The 21,596-nt window shown below is 70.1% G+C and carries 22 protein-coding genes, 1 tRNA gene and 1 pseudogene; 16 read left to right on the top strand and 8 right to left on the bottom strand.

Features of this window, described 5'->3' with window-relative positions:
- Positions 1–118: 118 nt before the first annotated feature.
- From IPG65_RS18345 to IPG65_RS18310, 8 genes are all read left to right on the top strand, one after another.
- Positions 119–1,762 (top strand): hypothetical protein, encoded by a 1,644-nt coding sequence (locus IPG65_RS18345; RefSeq protein WP_293192592.1) that lies wholly within the window; start codon positions 119–121, stop codon positions 1,760–1,762.
- An 82-nt stretch (positions 1,763–1,844) separates the two neighbouring features.
- Positions 1,845–2,666 carry a crotonase/enoyl-CoA hydratase family protein gene (locus IPG65_RS18340; RefSeq protein WP_293192590.1) on the top strand — a complete coding sequence of 274 codons (822 nt, stop codon included), beginning with the start codon at positions 1,845–1,847 and terminating at the stop codon, positions 2,664–2,666.
- An 84-nt stretch (positions 2,667–2,750) separates the two neighbouring features.
- Entirely contained in the window at positions 2,751–3,203 is a 453-nt protein-coding gene (locus tag IPG65_RS18335; protein ID WP_293192588.1) for a MarR family transcriptional regulator, read from the top strand.
- Positions 3,204–3,278: 75 nt separating this feature from the next.
- Positions 3,279–3,704 (top strand): organic hydroperoxide resistance protein, encoded by a 426-nt coding sequence (locus IPG65_RS18330; protein WP_293192586.1) that lies wholly within the window; start codon positions 3,279–3,281, stop codon positions 3,702–3,704.
- 7 nt (positions 3,705–3,711) lie between these two features.
- Entirely contained in the window at positions 3,712–4,083 is a 372-nt protein-coding gene (locus IPG65_RS18325; protein WP_293192584.1) for a DUF1304 domain-containing protein, read from the top strand.
- 97 nt (positions 4,084–4,180) lie between these two features.
- Complete coding sequence (locus IPG65_RS18320) at positions 4,181–4,789, top strand: RsmD family RNA methyltransferase (protein ID WP_293192582.1); 609 nt, start codon at positions 4,181–4,183, stop codon at positions 4,787–4,789.
- Between the two features lie 156 nt (positions 4,790–4,945).
- A complete protein-coding gene (gene coaD, locus IPG65_RS18315) occupies positions 4,946–5,446 on the top strand; it encodes a pantetheine-phosphate adenylyltransferase (RefSeq protein WP_293192580.1) in 501 nt (166 codons plus the stop codon).
- Positions 5,447–5,486: 40 nt separating this feature from the next.
- The gene (locus tag IPG65_RS18310; RefSeq protein ID WP_293192578.1) at positions 5,487–6,350 is read left to right on the top strand and encodes a dienelactone hydrolase family protein; all 864 of its coding nucleotides are present in this window, start codon (positions 5,487–5,489) and stop codon (positions 6,348–6,350) included.
- An 88-nt stretch (positions 6,351–6,438) separates the two neighbouring features.
- On the opposite strand, the gene IPG65_RS18305 is transcribed toward IPG65_RS18310, so the two are convergent.
- Positions 6,439–7,212: a ferredoxin--NADP reductase gene (locus IPG65_RS18305; protein WP_293192576.1), complete on the bottom strand. Its 774-nt coding sequence runs from the start codon at positions 7,210–7,212 to the stop codon at positions 6,439–6,441.
- Positions 7,213–7,313: 101 nt separating this feature from the next.
- A complete protein-coding gene (gene recJ / locus IPG65_RS18300; RefSeq protein WP_293192574.1) occupies positions 7,314–9,053 on the bottom strand; it encodes a single-stranded-DNA-specific exonuclease RecJ in 1,740 nt (579 codons plus the stop codon).
- Positions 9,054–9,066: 13 nt separating this feature from the next.
- On the opposite strand from recJ, the gene IPG65_RS18295 reads away from it, so the two are divergent.
- The 5 genes from IPG65_RS18295 (at position 9,067) to IPG65_RS18275 (ending at position 12,756) form a co-directional block, all read left to right on the top strand.
- Positions 9,067–9,642 (top strand): hypothetical protein, encoded by a 576-nt coding sequence (locus IPG65_RS18295; protein ID WP_293192571.1) that lies wholly within the window; start codon positions 9,067–9,069, stop codon positions 9,640–9,642.
- A 103-nt stretch (positions 9,643–9,745) separates the two neighbouring features.
- Positions 9,746–10,006: a hypothetical protein gene (locus IPG65_RS18290; RefSeq protein WP_293192568.1), complete on the top strand. Its 261-nt coding sequence runs from the start codon at positions 9,746–9,748 to the stop codon at positions 10,004–10,006.
- A gap of 228 nt (positions 10,007–10,234) precedes the next feature.
- Positions 10,235–11,503 (top strand): lipoprotein-releasing ABC transporter permease subunit, encoded by a 1,269-nt coding sequence (locus IPG65_RS18285; RefSeq protein ID WP_293192565.1) that lies wholly within the window; start codon positions 10,235–10,237, stop codon positions 11,501–11,503.
- Positions 11,496–12,224, top strand: coding sequence for a lipoprotein-releasing ABC transporter ATP-binding protein LolD (lolD, locus tag IPG65_RS18280; protein ID WP_293192562.1), 729 nt, complete (start codon positions 11,496–11,498; stop codon positions 12,222–12,224). The genes IPG65_RS18285 and lolD overlap by 8 nt, the downstream gene beginning before the upstream one ends.
- Before the next feature lie 10 nt (positions 12,225–12,234).
- Positions 12,235–12,756: a GNAT family N-acetyltransferase gene (locus IPG65_RS18275; protein ID WP_293192559.1), complete on the top strand. Its 522-nt coding sequence runs from the start codon at positions 12,235–12,237 to the stop codon at positions 12,754–12,756.
- Between the two features lie 122 nt (positions 12,757–12,878).
- On the opposite strand, the gene IPG65_RS18270 is transcribed toward IPG65_RS18275, so the two are convergent.
- From IPG65_RS18270 to IPG65_RS18255, 4 genes are read right to left on the bottom strand one after another with little or no spacing between them, the layout of a single operon-like run.
- Positions 12,879–13,973 (bottom strand): VWA domain-containing protein, encoded by a 1,095-nt coding sequence (locus IPG65_RS18270; protein ID WP_293192557.1) that lies wholly within the window; start codon positions 13,971–13,973, stop codon positions 12,879–12,881.
- Positions 13,974–14,008: 35 nt separating this feature from the next.
- On the bottom strand, positions 14,009–15,022 hold the full coding sequence (locus tag IPG65_RS18265) for a DUF58 domain-containing protein (protein ID WP_293192555.1): 1,014 nt from the start codon (positions 15,020–15,022) through the stop codon (positions 14,009–14,011).
- Positions 15,019–16,038 carry a MoxR family ATPase gene (locus IPG65_RS18260; protein ID WP_293192554.1) on the bottom strand — a complete coding sequence of 340 codons (1,020 nt, stop codon included), beginning with the start codon at positions 16,036–16,038 and terminating at the stop codon, positions 15,019–15,021. Before IPG65_RS18260 ends, IPG65_RS18265 begins: the two co-directional genes overlap by 4 nt.
- Positions 16,039–16,061: 23 nt before the next feature.
- Positions 16,062–16,979: a trypsin-like peptidase domain-containing protein gene (locus IPG65_RS18255; RefSeq protein WP_366932147.1), complete on the bottom strand. Its 918-nt coding sequence runs from the start codon at positions 16,977–16,979 to the stop codon at positions 16,062–16,064.
- A 77-nt stretch (positions 16,980–17,056) separates the two neighbouring features.
- Between IPG65_RS18255 and IPG65_RS18250 the strand changes: the two genes are divergently transcribed.
- The 3 genes and pseudogenes from IPG65_RS18250 to IPG65_RS18240 all read left to right on the top strand — a co-directional run bounded on the left by IPG65_RS18250 (position 17,057) and on the right by IPG65_RS18240 (position 18,196).
- Positions 17,057–17,896, top strand: a complete 840-nt coding sequence (locus IPG65_RS18250) for a TatD family hydrolase (protein ID WP_293192552.1) — start codon at positions 17,057–17,059, stop codon at positions 17,894–17,896.
- Between the two features lie 17 nt (positions 17,897–17,913).
- Positions 17,914–18,105: pseudogene (locus tag IPG65_RS18245) on the top strand (aminotransferase class V-fold PLP-dependent enzyme); the annotation flags it as partial.
- Between the two features lie 15 nt (positions 18,106–18,120).
- Positions 18,121–18,196: transfer RNA gene (locus IPG65_RS18240), tRNA-Ala, on the top strand.
- Between the two features lie 134 nt (positions 18,197–18,330).
- Here IPG65_RS18240 and IPG65_RS18235 read toward each other — a convergent pair.
- Positions 18,331–21,159: a DUF499 domain-containing protein gene (locus tag IPG65_RS18235; protein ID WP_293192550.1), complete on the bottom strand. Its 2,829-nt coding sequence runs from the start codon at positions 21,157–21,159 to the stop codon at positions 18,331–18,333.
- Positions 21,156–21,566 (bottom strand): PDDEXK nuclease domain-containing protein, encoded by a 411-nt coding sequence (locus tag IPG65_RS18230; protein ID WP_293193068.1) that lies wholly within the window; start codon positions 21,564–21,566, stop codon positions 21,156–21,158. The genes IPG65_RS18235 and IPG65_RS18230 overlap by 4 nt, the downstream gene beginning before the upstream one ends.
- Positions 21,567–21,596: the final 30 nt, after the last annotated feature.

The raw sequence follows: 21,596 nt of genomic DNA, 5'->3' as shown, positions 1-21,596 counted from the left end.
TGTCCCCTGGGTGATTGCGCCCGCCGCCGCGCTGCCGAAGACTCGTCCGGCAGCGCCTTGCCGGCGTCCCGGGCCCACTGGCCGCGCTGCATCCCGCACCACACACAAGGAGACTTCCATGTCCACATCCCTGCGCCGCGTCGCGGCGGCGGCCTCGCTGGCCGCGGCCGGCCTGCTGGCCGCCTGCTCCACCACCCCGCCCACGCGCCCGGCCGCCTGGTCGGCGCCCGAGGTGCTGGTCAAGCCCTCGTCCTTCTCCGGCGTGCACGGCTTGGCCGTCGATAGGCAAGGCAGGCTGCTGGCGGGCACCGTGGCTGGCAGCCAGATGTGGGAGGTCAACCGCCAGAGCGGCGAGGCGCGCGTGTTCATCCCGGCGCCCGAGGGCCAGTCGGACGACATCGCCATCGGCCCCAAGGGCGAGATGGCCTGGACCGGCTTCAACCAAGGCGTGCTGCGCTACCGCGAGAACGACAAGGCGCCGATCCGCGTGCTGGCCAAGGGCCTGCCGGGCATGAACTCGCTGGACTTCGACAAGCGCAATGGCAAGCTCTACGCCTCGCAGGTCTTCCTGGGCGACGCGCTGTGGGAGATCGACCGCGCTGGCCAGAAGCCGCCGCGCCTGATCAAGAAGGACATGGGCGGCTTCAACGGCTTCGAGGTCGGCCCCGACGGCTGGCTCTACGGCCCGTTGTGGTTCAAGCACCAGGTGGTCAAGATCAACCCGGCCAACGGCGACATGCAGGTGATCGCCGACGGCTTCAAGATCCCCGCCGCCGCCAACCTGGACGGCAGGGGCAACCTGTGGGTGCTGGACACGCGCGGCGGCGAGCTGGTGCGCGTCGAACTGGCCAGCGGCAGGAAGACGGTGGCCAGGCAGCTCAAGCCCTCGCTGGACAACCTGGCCATCGCGCCGGACGGCACCATCTACGTCTCCAACATGGCCGACAACTCGGTGCAGGCCTTCAACCCCGCCACCGGCGAGCTGCGCACGCTCACCAGCGGCGCGGTGGCCGTGCCGACCGGCCTGAAGGCCGACGGCAACCGGCTGTGGGTGGCCGACGTGTTTGCTTTCCGCGAAGTCAACCTGAGGACCGGCGCGGTGAGCGACATCTTCCGCGCCTGGGGCGCGGGCGAGTTGGAATACCCGCTGGCCGTGGGCATGTCGAAGACGCGCTTCGCGCTGGCCTCGTTCGCCACCAACTCGGTGCAGGTGATCGACCGCGCCACGCGCAAGACGCTGGCCATGGCGCACGGCTTCAAGGTGCCGCTGGACGCCATCCCCCTGGACGACGGCAGCGTGCTGGTGCTGGAGCTGATCACCGGCAGCATCGTGCGCGCCAGCGGCGAGAAGTTCGCCAATCGCAAGACAGTCGTGAGCGGTCTCCAGGCCCCGGTGCAGATGGTGCTGGGCCCCGATGGCCAGGTCTACGTGACCGAGCTGGGCGGCAAGCTGCTGCGCGTGCCGGCGGCCGGCGGCACGCCCGTGGCCGTGGCCCAGGGGCTGAACCAGCCCGAGGGGCTGACGCCCACGCCCTGGGGCACCTTCATCGTGGCCGAGGTGGGCGCCAGGCGCCTGACCGAGATCAACCTGGCCGACGGCAGCCGCCGCACCGTGGCCGACAAGCTGCCCATCGGCGCGCCGGCCGAAGCCGGCGGGCCGCCCGCCAACTCGCCCACCGGCGTGGCCGTGGGCGGCGACGGCAGCGTGTACTTCTCGTCCGACACCAACAACGGCATCTACCGCATCCGCCCCGCGCGATGAATCAAGCCCGGGCCGCGCCCGGCAACGACACGCGCCCGATCGGCGGCATTCCCGATCGGGCCGGAGATCAATGAAGGAACCCATGACCACCCTGACCCCCACCACCCCACCACCCGAGGGCTGCATCGACACCCAGGTGATCGATGACCACATCCTGCTGATCGGCATCAACCGCCCGGCCAAGCGCAACGGCTGGACGCCCGCCATGTTCCGCCAGTTGGCCGAGGCCTACACCCGGCTGGACGACGACCCGAGCCTGCGCGTGGGCGTGTTGCACGCTTTCGGCGAGCACTTCACCGCCGGGCTCGACCTGCCCCAGGTGGTGGCGTACCTGCAGCGCGGCGAGAAGCTCACGCCCGCCGGCCTGGTGGAGCCGCACGACTTCGGCATGCCCGGTTACCGGCGCCGGCAAAAGCCCATGGTGGCGGCCGTCAAGGGCATCTGCTTCACCGTCGGCATCGAGCTGATGCTGGGCGCCGACATCGTGGTGGCGGCCGACGACTGCCGCTTCTCGCAGATGGAAGTGCAGCGCTGCATCATGCCCACCGGCGGCGCCACCCTGCGCATGCCCGAGCGCGCCGGCGTGGGCAACGCCATGCTGCACCTGCTGACGGCCGACGAGTTCGACGCCGCCGAAGCCTACCGCTGCAACTTCGTGCAGAAGGTGGTGCCCGTGGCCGGTCTGATCGACGCCGCGCTGGCCATCGCCCGGCGCATCGCGGCCCAGGCGCCGGCCGCCGTGGTGGCCACGCGCCTGAACGTGCTCAAGGCCATCGAGCTGGGGCAGGCGGCGGCGGTGGCCGACTTCGTCCCGGCGCAGAAGGTGCTGGCCGCCAGCGAGGACGCCGCCGAGGGCGTGCGCGCCTTCATCGAGAAGCGCCCGGCGCGCTTCACCGGCCGCTAACGGCCCGCGCCGACCCCGCCTCGCGCGGGGTTTTTCAGGGTAATTTAATTGTGTTCAATTCAATTGATCGCTACAATTCAGGCCATGCCAAGCGCGCTCTCCACCGACGAACTGCTGAAGCTGGACAACCAGCTCTGCTTCGCCATTTATTCCGCGTCGCTGGCCATGACCAAGCTGTACAAGCCGCTGCTCGATGGCCTGGGTCTGACCTACCCGCAGTACCTGGTGATGCTGGCGCTGTGGGAGGGCGACGGCCTGATGGTGTCCGCCCTCGGCGAGCGGCTGTCGCTCGACTCGGGCACGCTCACCCCGCTGCTCAAGCGGCTGGAGGCCGCCGGTCTGGTGCGCCGCCTGCGCGACGCCGCCGACGAGCGCCGCGTGCTGGTCATGCTCACGCCCCAGGGCCGCCGGCTCAAGGCGCGCGCCGCCCACGTGCCCGGCTGCCTGGTGGCGTCCAGCCAGTGCGCCGTCGATGAGATCGCCAGCCTGACCCGCCAGCTGCGCACGCTGCGCGACCGGCTGAAGCAGGCCGCCTGACCCGCGAGGCCGCACCCCGTTTCTCCCCACCGCTTCGGACCGAAGCACTTTCACCACCCACCCAAGGAACGACCTATGACCACCGCACTCGACAAGGTTCTCTACACCGCCCAGGCCCACGCCACCGGCGGACGCGACGGCAGCGGCAAGACCAGCGACGGCACGCTCGACGTGCAGCTCAGCTCGCCCGGCACCGGCAAGCCCGGCACCAACCCCGAGCAGTTGTTCGCCGTCGGCTACGCCGCCTGCTTCATCGGCGCGATGAAGGCGGTGGGCCCGAAGGTGGGCGTGAAGGTGCCCGACGACGTGGCCGTCGACTCCAGCGTCTCGCTCGGCCCGACCAACGGCGGCGCGGCCTACGGCATCGCCGTCAAGCTGGCTGTCACGCTGCCCGGCCTGGACGCCGACGCCAAGCAGAAGCTGGTGGCCGCCGCGCACCAGGTCTGCCCGTACTCCAACGCCACGCGCGGCAACATCCCGGTCGAGCTCAGCATCGCCTAGAGGCGGCATGAAGCGCCTGCTGCCCAAGGCGATGGTGTTGCTGGTGGCCATCGAGCATCTCTACATCCTGGTGCTGGAGATGTTCTTCTGGAACCGGCCGCTCGGCCTGCGCACCTTCAACCTCACGCAGGAACTGGCGGACGCCACGACCACGCTGGCGGCCAATCATGGGCTGTACAACGGCTTCCTGGCCGCCGGGCTGCTGTGGGGCCTGTTCACCCGCCAGCGCGGCGTGGTGATCTTCTTTCTGCTGTGCGTCATCACCGCGGGTGTCTTCGGCGCGGTGACCGCCGCGCCGAAGATCTTCTTCAGCCAGGCGCTGCCCGCCCTCATCGCGCTGGCGCTGGTGCTGCTGCTGGGCAAGCCGGGTCGGGCCTGAGCGCCGCCCGCGCGGAAGATTGGGGCTGGACGAGAACGACTCGTCCAGCCCCATCGCATTGCCGCGCGGCCGGCGATGCCGCGGCGACAATCCCCGCATGCCCAAGGTCCCCGCTCCACCCGCCCGCCGCCGCGCCGCCGCGCCGCCGCACGAAGTGCGCATCATCGGCGGCCAGTGGCGCCGCACCCGCCTGCCGGTGAAGGATCTGCCCGGCCTGCGCCCCACGCCCGACCGCGTGCGCGAAACGCTGTTCAACTGGCTGGGCCAGGACCTGACCGGCTGGCACTGCCTCGACGCCTTCGCCGGCACCGGCGCTCTGGGGCTGGAGGCCGCCTCGCGCGGCGCGGCCGAGGTGCTGCTGGTGGAGTCCCACCCCGCGTTGGCCGCGCAACTGGAGACGCTGTGCCAGCGCCTGAAGGCCGATACCGTGCGCGTGCAGCGCGGCGACGGCGTCGCGGCCCTGCGCCGCGCCGCGCCGCGCAGCTTGCACCTGGCGCTGATCGACCCGCCGTTCGACCAGGCCGCGTTGTTCGCGCCCGCCCTGCAGGCCGCCGCGCGGGCGGTGGCCGCGGACGGCTTCGTCTACCTCGAAGCGCCCGCCGCGTGGAGCGGCGACGCCCTGGCCGGCTGCGGGCTGCAACTGCACCGGCATCTTCAGGCGGGCGCCGTGCACGCCCACCTGCTGCGGCCCGGCGAGAGGTCTTGATTTCTATCAAATCGATAGCTGTCGGCGCTTTCTGGACAAGGGCTGGAGGCCAGAACGCCTGGAAATCCTGCGTCGGGCCCGCGCCACCGCGCCGCCCGCTCCCGCGCGCCCCGCATAATGCCCGGCTCAAGCCGCCCATCCCAGGAGACACCCCCCATGAGCCGCAGCGTGACCGCCATCTACCCCGGCACCTTCGACCCCATCACCCTGGGCCACGAGGACATCGTGCGCCGCGCGGTGCAGCTGTTCGACAACGTGATCATCGCGGTGGCCACCGCGTACCACAAGAAGACGCTGTTCACGCTGGACGAGCGCATGGCCATGGCGCGCGCATCGGTGCAGGATCTGCCGCAGGTGAGCGTGGAGCCCTTCACGGGCCTGGTGCGCGACTTCGTGGTGGCGCGCGGCGGCAAGGCCATGGTGCGCGGCCTGCGCGCGGTGACCGACTTCGACTACGAGTTCCAGCTCGCCGGCATGAACCGCAGTCTCATGCCCGACGTGGAAACCGTGTTCCTCACCCCCAGCAGCGAGTTCCAGTTCGTCAGCAGCACGCTGGTGCGCGAGATCGGCCTGCTGGGCGGCGAGGTGGAAAAATTCGTCTCGCCGCACGTGCACGCGCGGCTGATGGAGAAGAAGCAGGCTGGCACCAAGCCTTGAACGGGTCCGGCCATCGCCACGTCAGGAGGAGATCGCGACGATGCCATTGCAACGAATGTTTGCATGTCCGGGGCGCACCGTCAGGGCCATCCTGACGACCCTGGCGCTCGGCGCTGTACTGGTGACTGCGGAGGCGCAGGAGCTCCAGGCGCAGTTGATGCAGCCGATCGAGTTGAAGCCGGTGGTTTTTGCCGGCGAAGCGAAGGAGTCCATCGGGGTATTCACCGACATCGCCAATGCAGTCTTCAAGCCGGCTGGCGAGGGGCCGTTTCCGGCGGTCGTTCTGATGCACACCTGCGGCGGCCTGAGGGGCGCGCCCAACGCCCACATGAAGCAGCACGCGCGGGAGTTGCTGGCCGTTGGCTACGTCGTGCTGGTGGTGGACAGCTTCGGCTCACGCGGCTTCGACAATTGCGCCGCCCGGCTGCTGAGCAACTCGGCTGGCATCGTCGATGCCTACGCGGCTTTGGCTTGGCTGGCCAGCAAGCCGTTCGTGGACAAGGCGCGCATCTATTCGGTCGGCTATAGCTGGGGAGCGCTGGCCGCGACCCTGCTGGCTTCGCCGCAAAGCGCGCGGCTGGCGGGTTCCGAACTGCGCTTTGCTGCAACGGTGGCCAACTACGGTGGCTGCGCCTACAAGGCGGGTGCGCTGGTGCTGCAGGACACGGACCGCCCTTTGCTGCTGCTCATGGGCGGGCGCGACCATGACGTGCCGGCCAGTGCTTGTTTCCCGCTGTTGGAAGAGATGAAGGCTGCCGGCAAGCCGGTGCAATGGCACGTCTACCCGGACGCCACTCACGGCTGGGACAAGCCCGGCTTGTCGGCCAGGGGCTATGTGTTCGATCCGCAAGTCACCAAGGACGCCACCGCTCGGATGCTGGCCTTTCTGGTCGAGGCACGCTGAATTCTTTGAAGTCGATGGTTGCCGGCGCTTCCGAAGCGGCCCATGGGCTGATACCGCATGAAAAGGCGGCATCGGCCCGCCAACATCCTCACTGGTCCACGAATGCCCGCTCCACCACGAAGTCGCCTGGCGTGGTGGTGTTGCCCTCGTTGAAGCCGCGCTTTTCCAGCACTTCCTTGATCGACTTGAGCATCTGCGGGCTGCCGCACAGCATCACGCGGTCCATCTGAGGGTTGAGCTGGGGCAGTTCCAGGTCCTTGGCCATGTGGCCGGATTCGATCAGCTCGGGGATGCGGCCCTGGGTGCGGAAGGCCTCGCGCGTGACGGTGGGGTAGTACTTGAGCTGCTTGCTCACCGTCTCGCCCAGGATTTCGTGACGCGGCAGCTCCTGCGTGATGTACTCGCGGTAAGCCAGTTCGTCCACTTGGCGGCAGCCGTGCACCAGGATCACTTCCTCGAACTTCTCGTAGGTCTCGGGGTCGCGGATGACGCTCATGAAAGGCGCCAAGCCGGTGCCGGTGGAGAACATGTACAGGCGCTTGCCCGGCAGCAGGTAGTCGATCAGCAGCGTGCCGGTGGGTTTGTGGCCCACGATCACGCGGTCGCCGGGCTGGATGTGCTGCAGCCGGCTGGTCAGCGGGCCGTCGGGCACCTTGATGCTGAGGAACTCCAGCGTCTCCTCGTAGTTGGGGCTGACGATGGAGTACGCGCGCAGCAGCGGCTTGTCATTCACCCGCAGGCCGATCATGGTGAAGTGGCCGTTGGAAAAGCGCAGGCTGGGCGAGCGCGTGGTGGTGAAGGTGAACAGGCGGTCGGTCCAGTGGTGGACGGAGAGGACTTTCTCTTCGTTGAAAGCAGCCATGGTGAGAGGGCGCGGGCGATGCGCGAGGGTTAGTGTCGTAACCCGCTATTTTGACCAAGGTTTTATTACTTTTCTGTATAGACGTATGCGGCCCCACCCGGTCAGCGGGCGCTCTGGATGGCCGCATCGTCCGGGCGCGCCATTCCCTCCACCAGCAGCCTGACTCGCCGTATGCCCTGCCATTCGTCCGCCTCCAGCCGGAAGGCCAGGGTGACGCGCGCGGGCAGCGGTTCGGTGCGGCCGAACCAGATGCCGTCCATGGGCTGGCCCTGGTGGCGCAGCTTCAGCGCCAGGTGCTTCTCGCCCACCAGGCGCTGGCTCAGCACTTCCACTTCCTCGCTGAACACGGGCGGCGCGAAGCCCTGGCCCCAGACCTCGTGGAGCAGGGTGTCGGCCACGTCGGCGCGGCGGTATTCGGGCGGCAGCGGGCCGTCGGTGGCCAGGCGGCGGGTCAGCGTGGCCTCGTCCAGCCACTCGGTGGCGACCTGGCGCAGCGCCTGCTCGAAGGTGCCGAACTGGTCTTCGGCGATGGTGCAGCCGGCCGCCATGGCGTGGCCGCCGAACTTCAGCAGCACGCCGGGGTGGCGTTTGGCCACCAGGTCCAGCGCGTCGCGCAGGTGGAAGCCCGCGATCGACCGGCCCGAGCCCTTCAGTTCGTGCCCGCGCCCGGGGGCGCTGCTGGCGGCGAAGACGAAGGCGGGGCGGTGCAGCCGGTCCTTCAGCCGGGCCGCGACGATGCCGACCACGCCTTCGTGGAAGCCGGGGTCGAACACCGACATCGCAGCGGGTGGTTCGTCATCCGGGTCGAACAGCCCTTCGGCGATTTGCATCGCCTGCTCGCGCATGCCGCCCTCGATCTCGCGCCGCTCGCGGTTGATGCCGTCCAGCGTGCGCGCCAGCTCGTCGGCGCGCGCGGCGTCGTCGGTCAGCAGCAGCTCGATGCCCAGCGTCATGTCGGCCAGCCGCCCGGCGGCGTTGATGCGCGGGCCCAGGGCGAAGCCGAAATCGAAGGTGGTGGCGCGGCGCGCGTCGCGGGCGGCGACCGAGAACAGCGCGGCCAGGCCCGCGGGCAACTGGCCGGCGCGGATGCGCCGCAGGCCCTGCGCGACCAGGCGGCGGTTGTTGGCGTCGAGCCGCACCACGTCGGCCACGGTGCCCAGGGCGACCAGGGGCAGCAGGGCATCGAGCTTCGGCTGACCGGCGTTGTCGAAAGCGCCGCGTGCGCGCAGTTCGGCGCGCAGCGCCAGCAGCACGTAGAACATGACGCCCACGCCGGCGAGCGATTTGCTGGCGAACCCGCAGCCGGGCTGGTTGGGGTTGACGATGACGTCGGCGGTGGGCAGCTCGCTGCCCGGCAGGTGGTGGTCGGTCACCAGCACCTGCATGCCGGCGGCGCGGGCAGCGGCGACGCCGTCGATGCTGGCGATGCCGTTGTCCACGGTGATCAGCACGTCGGCGCCGCGCGCGGCCACACGCCCGGCGATGGGCGGGGTGAGGCCGTAGCCGTCGATCACGCGGTCGGGCACCAGGTATTGCACGTGCGGCGCGCCCAGCAGCCGCAGGCCGCGGATGCCGACGGCGCAGGCGGTGGCGCCGTCGCAGTCGTAGTCGGCCACGATGCACAGGCGCTGGCCGGCGGCGATGGCGTCGGCCAGCAGCGCGGCGGCGGCCTGCGCGCCCTTCAGGCCGGCGGGGGGCAGCAGGCGCGCCAGGCCCTCGTCCAGCTCGTCGGCGCTGGCCACGCCGCGCGCGGCGAACAGGCGCGCCAGCAGCGGGTGCACGCCGGCCTGTTCCAGCGCCCAGGCGGCGCGCGGCGGCACGTCCCTTACTTCGATTTTCATAGCTGATCGTGCAATGCGGACGCGGACATCCGGCCAAAAGGCTCAAAAACCGCTGCGCGCCGCGCGCCGGCGCCAAGGTCTGCGCCCGGCGCGGGCCGCACAGCGTCAGGCGCGCGTCGCCGCCGGCCTCCAGCACGGCGTGCAGGCGCGCCAGGCTGTCGGCGTCGATGGCCTGCCAAGCGTGGGCGTGGTCGTCGGGGCCGGCGTCGGGGGACAGGCGGGCCAGGCGCGGCTCGACCAGCACGTGGCGCGCGGGTGGCAGGGGCGCGTCGAGCGTGCCCGCGCCGGTGATCCACAGCGCGTTGACGGGCCAGCGGCGCTCGCGCTCGCGCGCCTCGTTGACGGGGTGGGAGTACAGCAGCATCTGGACCTCGCTCTGCAACCGGCGCAGGTGGGCGCTCTGCGCCTCGGTGGGCGCCAGGGCGAGCAGGTCGCGCGTGATGGGGCGCTGCAAGGCGCGCTGCATCGACCAGGTGGCCAGTCCGCGCAACGGCTCGCCCTGCGCCAGCCAGGCGTCGGGGGCGGCGTAGCGCAGCGCCAGGCCGTCCTCGGCCAGCAGCGGTTGCACGGCGGCGAGCAGGGCGCGTGATTCGTCCTCGGTCAGGGCCAGCGCGGCGGGGTCGAGCAGGTTGACGTGGTCCAGGCCCAGTTGCCAGTGGCAGGGCTTGAACCAGGCGCAGGGCGTGCCGACGGTGCCCGATTCGAACGCCGCCCACGGCACGCGGCCCGGCTCGCCGGGCAGCCCGTTGGCGTGGGCGAGGGCGATCTCGAACGGCATGGCCGGGCTGTCCTCGTCCACCGCGATCGTGCCGGCCGGCCGCAGCCGGCGCAGCAGCGCCTGCAACTGCGGCAACCGCGGCAGCGCGGGCCGCGGCGCGCCGGGCGGCAGCCACCGGGCGGCGTCGGGGATCAGCAGGTGCAGCGGTTCGGTCGAGGAGGGCATGTCAGCCTGAGCGGTGGTTGAACGCGCCCGCCAGTGCCGTGATCGGCGTGGCAGGCATGGCGCGGCGAGCGCGGTGCTGGCGGGTGCGTAGCGCGGTCACGTCTCAGGTGAGCGTCGTCGAAGCTGCAGGAATCGGTGTTCACGCGGCTCTCTTGAAGTTGGCAAGCGGTCAATCGCCGCTCAGGGTGAGTATTGTCCGGGATGCCACAATCCCGGCCGTGTCCCGACCTGAATCCCGATGCCCCTGACCTCCCGCCTGCCCTACGAAATGCTGCTCGGCTGGCGCTACACGCGCGCCGGGCGGGCGACGCGGCGCAACGGTTTCATCTCCTTCATCTCGGCCGCGTCCATGCTGGGCATCGCCCTGGGCGTGGCGGCGCTGATCATCGTGCTGAGCGTGATGAACGGCTTCCAGAAGGACGTGGCCGGCCGCATGCTCAGCGTGATCTCGCACGTCGAGGTGTTCTCGCCCGACGGCCAGGCGCTGCCCGACCCGGCGCGCACGCTGTCGGAGGTGCGCCAGCACCCCGAGGTGGTCGGCGCCGCGCCCTTCGTCGGCGCGCAGGGCCTGCTGGCGCGCGGCGAGACGATGCAGGGCGCCATCGTGCGCGGCATCGACCCGGCGCTGGAGCCCGGCGTGACCGACGTGGCCGCGCAGCTCAAGGACACCGTGCTGCCCAGGCTGGTGCCGGGCCAGTTCGGCATCCTGCTGGGCAGCGACCTGGCGCGCAAGCTGGGCGTGGGCGAGGGCGACCGGGTCACGCTGATCGCGCCCAGCGGCCAGGTCACGCCCGCCGGCGTGGTGCCGCGCCTGAAGCAGATGACGGTGGTGGGCACCTTCAGCTCGGGCCACTACGAGTACGACTCGGCCCTGACCATGCTGCACATCGACGACGCGGCGCGCATCTTCCGCCTCGAGGGGCCCACCGGCATCCGCCTGAAGCTGCGCGACCTGCACCGCGCGCGGCAGGTCACCGACGAACTGGCTGGCACGCTGTCGGGCCACCTGCTGCTGCTGGACTGGACGCGCCAGAACCGCACTTGGTTCGCCGCCGTGCAGCTTGAAAAACGCATGATGTTCATCATCCTCACCCTCATCGTCGCCGTGGCGGCCTTCAACCTGGTCAGCACGCTGGTGATGACGGTGCAGGACAAGCGCGCCGACATCGCCATCCTGCGCACCCTGGGCGCCAGCCCCGGCAGCATCATGCGCATCTTCGTCGTGCAGGGCGCGCTGGTGGGGGTGATCGGCACGCTGGGGGGGCTGGCGCTGGGCCTGCTCATCGCTTTCAACATCGACGTCATCGTGCCGGCGCTGGAGCAGCTGTTTCGCGCCAGCTTCCTGCCCAAGGACATCTACCTCATCAGCAAGATGCCCAGCGACCCGCAGGCCAGCGACATCGTGCCGATCGGGGTGATCTCGCTGCTGCTGTCCTTCGTGGCGACCATTTACCCGAGCTGGCGCGCCAGCCGCGTCAATCCGGCCGAGGCGCTGCGCTATGAATGAGGCTGCCATCGATCCAGGAGCTGACGGCGCCTGCCGGATGGGCGTGCGGGCCGTACTGGAAGCCGAGGGCCTGACCAAGCGCTTCCATGAAGGCCCGCTCGACGTGACGGTGCTGCGCGGCGTCGATCTCACGGTGCAGGCCGGCGAGACGCTGGCCGTCGTCGGGGCGTCGGGCTCGGGCAAGAGCACGCTGCTGCACCTGCTGGGCGGGCTGGACGCACCCACCAGCGGCCGCGTGCGGCTGCTGGGGCAGGACTTCTCGGGCCTGTCGCCCACGGCGCAGGGCGGGCTGCGCAACCGGCATCTGGGCTTCGTCTACCAGTTCCACCACCTGCTGCCCGAGTTCACCGCGCTGGAGAACGTCGCCATGCCGCTGTGGATCCGGCGCCAGCCGCGTGCCGAGGCGGCGCGCGTGGCGCAGGACATGCTGGCCCAGGTCGGGCTGGGCGGGCGCGCGCAGCACCGGCCGGCCGAGCTGTCGGGCGGCGAGCGCCAGCGCGTGGCCATCGCCCGCGCCCTGGTCACCCAGCCGGCCTGCGTGCTGGCCGACGAGCCCACCGGCAACCTCGACCGCGCCACCGCCGACGGCGTGTTCGCGCTGATGATGGAGCTGGCGCGCACGCGCGGCACCGCCTTCGTGCTGGTCACGCACGACGACCAGCTCGCCGCGCGCTGCGGGCGCATGGTGCGGTTGGAGCGCGGCGTGTTGCGGCCCGGTTGAGCGAATGAGCATGCCAATGCCCGCTTCGTGCACGCTGCGACCCGAGGCCGCCGCCGACGCCCGGGCCATCGAGGCCGCGACGCGCGCCGCGTTCGCGCAGGCGCCGCACAGCTCGCACACCGAGCATCTCATCGTCGGCGCCCTGCGCGCGGTGGGGCAGCTCGCGGTGTCGTTGGTGGCTGAATGTGGCGGCGAGGTCGTCGGCCATGTCGCGGTGTCGCTCGTGACGGTCGATGGACGCGACGTCGGCTGGTACGGGCTGGGGCCGATCTCGGTGCTGCCGCGGTGCCAGGGCCAGGGCCTCGGCGGGCATCTGATGCGCGCGGCACTGGACAGCCTGCGCGCACGCCAGGCCAGGGGCTGCGTGCTGCTGGGCGAGCCAGCTTATTACCAGCGCTTCGGCTTCCGGGCCGACCCGCGCCTGGTGCTGCCAGGCGTGCCGCCTGACTACTTCATGGCGCTGGCCATGCAGGACGGAGCCGTGCCCACCGGCACGGTGGCCTACAGCGCGGCGTTCAACGCCACCGGCTGAGCGGCGACCCGTTGTGCCATCTCGGTGCGGCGCGCAATCTACTCTCATATCGATAGCTTCTCGCGCTTGCTGGGCAGGCGCTGAAGGCCGATTTCTTTCAAATATCCGCGCGGGCGCGGCGGCTACAGCACCCGCCCGAACCACAGCAGCGACAGCCCGCCCGCCAGCAGCGCCAGCGCGGCGCCGGCCAGGGCGAACAGGGCGGACACCTCGGTCTCCTTCTTCTCCAGCGTCAGGCGGCTGCTGAGGTTCTGGTAGACCTTCTTCAGGTCCTGCGCGGTGCCGGCGTAGTAGTACTCGCCGGCGGTCTTGTGGGCGATGGCCTTGAGGGTTTCCTCGTCCAGCCGCACGCGCATCGACCAGCCGTCGAAGCCGATGGTGTCGCCGTCCACCGTGCCGATGCCCACCGTGTACACGCGCACGCCGCGGTCGGCGACCATCCGCGCGGCGTCGAGCGGGTCCACGCCCGTGGTGCGCTGGCCGTCGGTCAGCATGATGATGGCGGCCGAGCTGTACGAGCCCGGCGGCACCGGGATGAACTCGTTCTGCCTGGGCGGCGCCTGGTCCAGCGAGCGGCCCATGCCGCCGCGCAGGCGATCGAGGCTGAGCTGCTGCAGCTCGATGCCGGCGTTGGGAAATAGCGTGGCCAGCGAGATGACCAAGGCGTTGCCGGTGGCCGTGGCGCGCTGTAACTGGAAGCGGTCGATCGCGGTGACGAGGTCCTCGCGGTTGACCGTGGGCTGCTGCGCCACCTGCGCCGAGCCGGCGAAGGCGACGATGCCGACCTTGACGTCGCGCGGCAGCTCGGCCAGGAAGGTCTTTGCCGCGTTCTGCGCCGCCACCAGCCGGTTGGGCTCGACGTCGGAGGCGCGCATGCTGCCCGACACGTCCATGGCCAGCACGATGGTCTGCTGGTTGGACGGCAGCGCCACCACGGCCACCGGCCGCGCGCTGGCCAGCAGCAGGGCCGCCAGCGCCGCCAGCAGCAGCAGCGGCGGCAGGTGGCGGCGCCAGCCGGGGCCCTGGCCCAGCGCTTCCCGCACGAGAGACAGGCTGGCGTAGCGCACGGCCAGCTTGCGCTTGCGCCGCTGCAGCCACAGGTACAGCAGCACCAGCACGGGCAGCAGCAGCAGCAGCCACAGGAACTGCGGCCACAGGAAGTGGGGCTGCGGCAGGGCCGCAGGCCACTTCAGGAAGGCGGGCCAGGTCGGGTTCATGGTCGCGGGGCGTGGTGCGGGCTCATTTTCGCCCTTCAGGCCGGTTTGCGCAGGTGCGCGGGCAAGCCCGCCCCGGCGGCCAGGCGGACGCGCTGGCGGCGCAGGTCGGTGAAGCGCACGATGGCGCCGGCCAGGTCGCCGTCGGTGGCCAGCTCCAGCGCGTCCACGCCGGCGCGCGCCAGCGCGGCGTGCAACGCGGCCTCGCGCCGGGCGGCGGCGGCGGCGAAGCGGCGGCGGAAGGCGCCGTCGTGCGTGTCCACCAGCAGGTGCTCGCCGGTCTCGGCGTCGCGCAGGGTGACCAGGCCCAGGTCGGGCAGCTCGCGCTCCAGAGGGTCGAGCAGGCGCACGGCCACCACGTCGTGGCGCAGGGCCAGCTGCGCCAGCGGCCGGTCCCAGCCGGGCTCGCTGATGAAGTCCGACACCACGAACACCGTGGAGCGCCGCCGGATCGCCTGCGCGCCAGCGCGCAGCAGGTCGGACAGGCGCGTGGCGCCGCCGGGGCCGGCCGGGACGGGCTGGGGCCGCGCCAGCATGCGCTGCAGCAGGTGCAGCACGTGCTGCCGGCTGGCGCGCGCGGGGATCACGGCCTCGACGTCGGCGCCGTAGAGCAGGGCGCCCACGCGGTTGCCGTGGCGCGTGAGCAGGCGCGCGATGACGGCGACGAACTCGGCCGACACCTGGCGCTTGGGCTGCGCGCCGGAGCCGAAGTCCACCGACGGGCTGAGGTCCAGCAGGAACCACGCCGCCATCTCCCGGTCCTCGCTGAAGACGCGCACGTGCGGCTGCCGCAGGCGGGCGGTGACGTTCCAGTCGATGTGGCGCACGTCGTCGTGCAGCTGGTATTCGCGCAGGTCGGCCAGGTCGAGCCCGGCGCCGCGCATCAGCGTGCGCCAGTCGCCCTGCAGCGCGCCGTCGAGGCGCTTGAGCACCGTCCACTCGAGCCGGCGCAGCACCTGCTCGGCGCGGCCGGGAGCGTCGGCCTGATCGGCCGGGCGCGGCCGGTTGGGCACCGCGTGGGGCGGCGCTGTCCGGCGCGGCCAATCGATCATGCGGCCAGCTTCTCGTGCTGCAGCGGCCTGGGCGGCGGCGGAATCTTGGCCATGACCCGCAGCACGATCTGGTCGGCCGCCAGTCCCTCGGACAGCGCCTCGTAGGACAGCACCAGGCGGTGGCGCAGCACGTCGGGCACCAGGTCGCTCATGTCCTCGGGCAGGGCGTAGGTGCGCCCGCGCATCATGGCCAGCGCCCGCGCGCCCTCGATCAGGCCGATGGTGGCGCGCGGGCTGGCGCCGAAGGTGATCATCGGCGCCAGGTCCTTCAGCCCGGCCTGTGCCGGCGCGCGCGTGGCCGACACCAGCCGCACCGCGTACTGCACCAGCGAGGGATCGACGTACACCTGCCGGCACTCGCCCTGCAGCCGCGCCAACTGGTCCATGGTGGCGACCGGGCTCACGTCGATGCGCGGGCCGGTCACGCGCTGAGCGATGACGAACTCCTCCTCCTCGCTCGGGTAGTCCACCAGCACCTTCATCATGAAGCGGTCCACCTGCGCCTCGGGCAGGGGGTAGGTGCCCTCGGTCTCGATCGGGTTCTGGGTGGCCATCACCAGGAAGGGCTCGGGCACGGGGTGGGACTGCCCGGCGATGGTGACCTGGCGCTCCTGCATCACCTCCAGCAGCGCGCTCTGTACCTTGGCGGGCGCGCGGTTGATCTCGTCGGCCAGCAGCAGGTGGGTGAAGACGGGGCCCAGCGCGGTGGAGAAGTCGCCCGTCTTCTGGTTGTACAGGCGCGTGCCCACCAGGTCGGCCGGCACCAGGTCGGGCGTGAACTGCACGCGCTTGAACTGGCCTTGCAGCACGCCGGCCAGGGTCTTGACGGTGAGCGTCTTGGCCAGCCCCGGCACGCCCTCGACCAGCAGGTGGCCGCCGGCCAGCAGGGCCACCATCACGCGCTCCAGGAAGCGGTCCTGCCCGACCACGACGCGCTTGACCTCGTAGAGGATGCGCTCCATCAGGTCGGCGGTGCCGGGGTTCTGGGCGAAGCGGGGATCGTCGACGGGATTCATGGGGGAGCGCTCCAGGGGAAAAGTCAGAACGGCGGCTGGCCGGCCGCCGTGGCGGCGTTCTCGATCGGCACGGCAAAGCCGATGCCCAGGAAAGTGCGCGCCGTCGTGGGGTTGAGGATGGCGGTGACGATGCCGACCACCTGGCCGTCCATGGTGATCAGCGGCCCGCCCGAATTGCCGGGATTGGCGGCGGCGTCGAACTGGATCAGGTTGCTCATCTGCTGGCCGCCCTCGGGCGAGCGCAGGCTGCGCTTCAGGCCCGAGACCACGCCGGCCGACACCGATGGGCCGATGCCGAACGGAAAGCCGATGGCCACCACCTCGTCGCCCGGCGCCAAGTCGCCCGTGGAGCGCATGGTGGCGGCGTGCAGGTCGTCCGGAATGCGGTGGGCACGCAGCACGGCCAGGTCGTTCTCGGGCTGGATGTTGAGGATGCCGGCGGGGCTTTCCAGGCCGTCGGCGAAGGTCACGGTGATGCGCTGGGCGCCCTGCACCACGTGCAGGTTGGTCAAGATGGTGCCGTTGTCGATGATGACCACGCCGGTGCCCACGCCGCGCCCCATCTCGGCGTGGCCCTTCTTGTCCTTGCGGCCTTCCACGAGGCCCTCCACGCGCACCAGCGACGGCCCCACCATCGCCGCCGCGCGCGCCGCTTGCGAGGGCAGCGCCTTGTTCTGCAGCGTGTGCAGGACGGCGGCGTTGATGTCGTCCTGCGTCAGCTGGCGCGGCGCGGGGTTGAACCAGGGGCTGTGGGTCAGCGCCGGCCCCAGGGCCAGCGCGCCGACCGCCGTCCACAACAGGCCGGGGTGGCGCAGCGCGGCGGCCAGGCGCTGGCGCCAGGGGGGCGGGGCGCGGCGTCGGCCGCGGGGAGGCGGCGGGTTCCGGCGGCGGCGCGGCGGGGGAGGATCGGCTGTACAGCGCGGTTCGACGCATGGGGTCACCCGGACTTCGTGACGACGACAAGCCACACGGTATCACGGTTGGGCGGCGGCGTGGCGTTCTCGGGCATGATGCGCCCATGCCGACCTGGATCGACACCCACTGCCATCTTGATGCGGAGGAGTTTGGGCCCGATACCGGCGCCGTTCGTGCGCGGGCAGCTATTGAAAACGTAGCAATCTGCGTCATCCCGGCGGTCGAGGCGGCCGCGTTCGAGCCGGTGCGGGCGCTGGCGCACCGCTTCGGCGACGCCTACGCGCTGGGCATCCACCCGCTGTACATGGCGCGCGCGGCCGACGACGCGCTGGCGCGGCTGGACGAAGCGCTGCACGTCCACGCTGGCGATCCGCGCCTGGTCGCCGTGGGCGAGATCGGGCTCGACTACTTCGTGCCCGAGCTGGCCACGGGCCCGCTGCGCGAGCGGCAGGAGCGCTTCTACCGCGAGCAGCTCAGGCTGGCGCGCCGGCACGGTCTGCCGGTGATCCTGCACGTGCGGCGCTCGGTCGATCAGGTGCTCAAGGGGCTGCGCGACATCGCGGTGCCTGGCGGCATCGCCCACGCCTTCAGCGGCAGCCGGCAGCAGGCCGACGCCCTGCTGGGCTTGGGCTTCAGGCTCGGCTTCGGCGGCGCGGCGACCTACGAGCGCGCCACGCGCCTGCGCACGCTCGCCGCCGAGTTGCCCGCCGGGGCCATCGTCATGGAAACCGACGCGCCCGACATTCCGCCGCACTGGCTCTACGCCACCGCCGACCAGCGCGCCGCCGGCCAGCGCCAGGGCCGCAACGAGCCGGGCGAACTGCCCCGCATCGCCGCCGTGGTGGCCGGGCTGCGCGGCGTGACGGTGGAGGAATGGGCGGCCGTGACCAGCGCCAACGCGCGGGCGGCCCTGCCCCGGCTGGCCCTGCCGGGCGCGGCCTGAAAGCGGCCACGAGCGGCCTGGCCGAGGAGGGCATCGCCGTGCGCACCGGTCACCATTGCGAGCAGCCGATCCCGTGGCGCTTCGGGGTGGAGACCACGGTGCGTCCTTCGCTGGCGTTCTACAAGACCCACGAGGAGATCGATCGGCTCGGCGGCGTCGTGCAGCGGATGGCGTCGGTGCGCCGCGCGCGCCTGCCCGGATCGCGCTAAACTAGCGATCTTCGTGGGGGGGTAGCTCAGCTGGGAGAGCGCCGCGTTCGCAATGCGGAGGTCGGGAGTTCGATCCTCCTCCTCTCCACCACTATTCAGCGCCCAACCGTTCTCGGTTGGGCGTTTTCGTTTGTGGGTTCCGCGCGCCACCCCGGCTTCAGGTCCGTTCTGCGTGTGTCGTCGCGAAAGGGTTACCTGCGTGTCTATCGAAGACTTTGGAGGCGTTCATTCACCCGCCTCGAATTCCGCGCTCTTGAACCTCAGCACGTTGCAGTTCTCTTTCACGGCGCGCTGAAGACCGTCGTCGAAGCCGGTCGGGGATTCGGCCTGAATCTCGACGGCGATCCGCACCCTCACGCCGGGGCGCAGGGTGAACTGCTGCACGACTTCGTCCACCAGATCGGCAAACTGCCGCTTGGCCTGGATCGGGTCGAGGTCGATGCTGGCGTAGAACTGCTTCTTGGCGCCGGCCGCTCCGCCGCCCTTGCCGGAATCCTTGACGTGTGGGGGGATGCGACCGTCTCCGGTCACCAAGACGGTCGTTGCACCCGTACCCGTATCGACAGGCTTGGTGCGCGATGCTTCCTCCGCCGCGCGCAGGCTCTCCATGTAGGCTGCCGCGGCAAGGGGTTCGATCAGCCTCAGCGACGCATCCATGATCAGCGACGTGCGCTTGCCGTAGCTGAACCCGACGTAGCGCCCATCGTCCTTGCCCTGCGCGAAGCCGAAGAAATCGCGGCTTTCGGCGCCCGCCGCCATCGTCATCTGAAAGACCGTGTCGTCCTTCAACCGCGGCAAGAACAGCTGCTGACAGCTCTGCTGCCAGACGTTGAGCGCGCCGACCTCCTTGGCGTCGTCCTTCCAGAACCAGTCCTTGAGCATCTTGGCCAGATGGATGGGTGCCCATTCGCTGATGAGCAGCTCGTTGTCCTTGAGCACGCGCTCGATCTCCTGCGCGGTGCTCGGCGCCCCTGGGTTGAGCGCGAAATGCTCCCACTGCATGGGCAACAAGCCCTTGCCGGGCCGCGCCTCCTGCACCGGCGCCAGCAGCCACTTGTAGGTCTCGCGGATCATGCGCCGCACCGTTTCTTCGGCCTGATCCAGACTGGCCTGCGCCTGCTGGGCCATCAGGTTGTCGAGAACGATGCGGTTGTCCTTGTAGTCAACGACGATGCTGCACCACGCGAGCTGCGAGCGCACGTGGTCTTTCAGGCGGCTCACGCTGTCGTAGTCCGCCGCCACGAAGATCAGGCGGTTCTGCTTGAAGCGCGGCTGGTCGCCACGCTTTTTCAGGATCTCGGTCGCGCGCTCGGTGGCCAGGCTCTGGCCGCTCTTGCTGAAGGCCGCGTCCGGCGGCAGCACCACCAGCCGCAGCGCCCAGTCGTCGGGCACGTCGCCGCTGCCGGTGAAGACGTGGATGCCGCCAAACACCCCGACGGCAAAGCTCTTGTTCACACGGTCGCGGATGGCGGGGAACACGTCTTCCCGGTCTTGAAAGCGGCGCTTGCGCTCTTCCATCTCGCGCCGCAGGTTCGGGCGCGTGTCCAGCCAGAAGCGGTTGTTGGCGGCGTTCAGGTAATGCAGTCGGTCGCCCAGGCGGCGCAGCGCATCCTTGAACAGGCTGGGCTGCTGCCCCGGTTGGGCCACACCCAGGATGACGCGCTCCAGTTCCACCCCGCGCACGCCCTGGCTCGATGTGCTGGGCGCGCTGCCCAGGAAAATCGTGCGCGCGGTGCGGCGGCAGGCTTGCACGCTGCCAAAGCGGGTGTCCTTGTTCTCGATCTCCCAGGTTTCCGAACGCTCGCCGTCCACGTCGCGCTCGATCACCGGCGTCCAGCCCTGCGGCAGGTAGTAAATCACCTCGTTCAAGGTGCTGACATCCATCAGCGGAAAGCTGCCGGGCATGATCAGCGGGTCGTTGTTGCCATCGACCCACAGGCGGTGGATTACCGTGGCCATCAACTTCAGCACGCCGCGCGTGCGCTGAAAGTTGTCCAGCGTCGACCAGTCCTCGTACAGGCGGTCGAACACCTCGGGGTGAATCGGGTAGGCGCGCACCAGCCGTTCCAGGTACTTGCTGTCCTGCGTTTCTTGCGGAAAGTCGTCGCGATGGGCGATGTAGTAGTCCGCGAACGCCCGGCAGACCGACTCCATCGCCAACTTGTCGTTGATGTTGCTGAACAGGCGGCGGCGCACGATCTCGAACGCTTCCTCGGTCGCCACCGGCTTCCACAGCGCCTGAATGCGGCCAAAGTAGTGCGACAGCGAAGCCAGCGCCTTCTCCCCGCGCTCGCTGCCCGCCTCCTTTTTGGACTCCGGCAAAGAGGCCAGCAGCACCGCGGTCGGCACGGCCTTCAGCGCCTCCGTCAGCGCCTGCACAAAGCTCAGGTTCGAATCGAAGGTGCCGCCCGTCAGCGCCTTGCCCTCCTCGAACTGACGCACATAGGCCACCAACTCGTCGATCAGGATCACGCAGGGCGCGTAGCGGCCCAACAGATCGGCCAGCACCTCCTTGCCCGGCGATGTGCCCGAAGCATCGGCATCCGCCACCCGCGCATAACCCTCGGCGCCGCCCAGTTGCCATGCCAGATCGCCCCACAAGGTGCGAATGCTCTGCCCATCCCTCACCACCGGCTGGTTGGGCGAAGACTTGATGCCGTCGAGCACTGCAATGCGCGCCTTCGGCAGTTCCGTCACGCCTGCCGCATCAAGGATGGCGGGCACGCCCTGCAAATCACTGGCGGGCGCTTCGCCCTTGGCCAGGTGATAGACGGCCAGCATGGTGTGCGTCTTGCCGCCACCAAAGGCCGTTTGAAGCTGAATGACCGGATCGCCCCCCTGGCCCGCCAGGCGCTTGACCACCGAATTGAGCAACAAGTGCATGCCTTCGGTGATGAAAGTGCGCTGAAAAAACAGCGCCGGGTTCTGGTATTCGGCATTGGCCGTGCCCGCATGCACGCGCGACAAATCGGCCGCGAACTCGGCCTGCTGGAACTTGCCTTCGCGCACGTCGGCATGGGGTTCGGCGATCTCGCGCCAGGGTTTCAGGCTCATATTTCTTCTCCACGATCTTTTGCATGCGGCAGCGCAACCACGGCCTTGTTGCGCGCCAATTCGATGGCCTGATGCAGCTTGACGCGCAGCGCCTCGCGATCCGGCAGCTCCGTCAGGTACTCGGCCACGCGGATGCTGGAGCCGTCCAGTTGCAGCACTTCGATCTCTTCCCGGTTCACGCTGGCGCAAAGAATCAGGCCAATGGGCGCTTCTTCCGTCGGCTGACGCTCGTAGCGGTCCAGCCAGCGCAGATACAGCTCCATCTGGCCCTTGTGCCCGGCCTGGAAGTGTTCCAGCTTCAGCTCGACGGCCACCAGCCGCCGCAGCTTGCGGTGATAGAACAGCAGATCGAGATAGAAGTCATCGCGGGCCTGTCTGAATTTTTGTGTTCGAGGCGGTTGGTTGATCTGCTCTCGATTGATTTCTCTTCTGTCTTC

Source organism: Ottowia sp. (genome assembly GCF_016703145.1).
GTDB lineage: Bacteria > Pseudomonadota > Gammaproteobacteria > Burkholderiales > Burkholderiaceae_C > Ottowia.
Note: the sequence above shows the minus strand (reverse complement) of the source record. Positions and strands in the feature narration are given on the sequence as shown.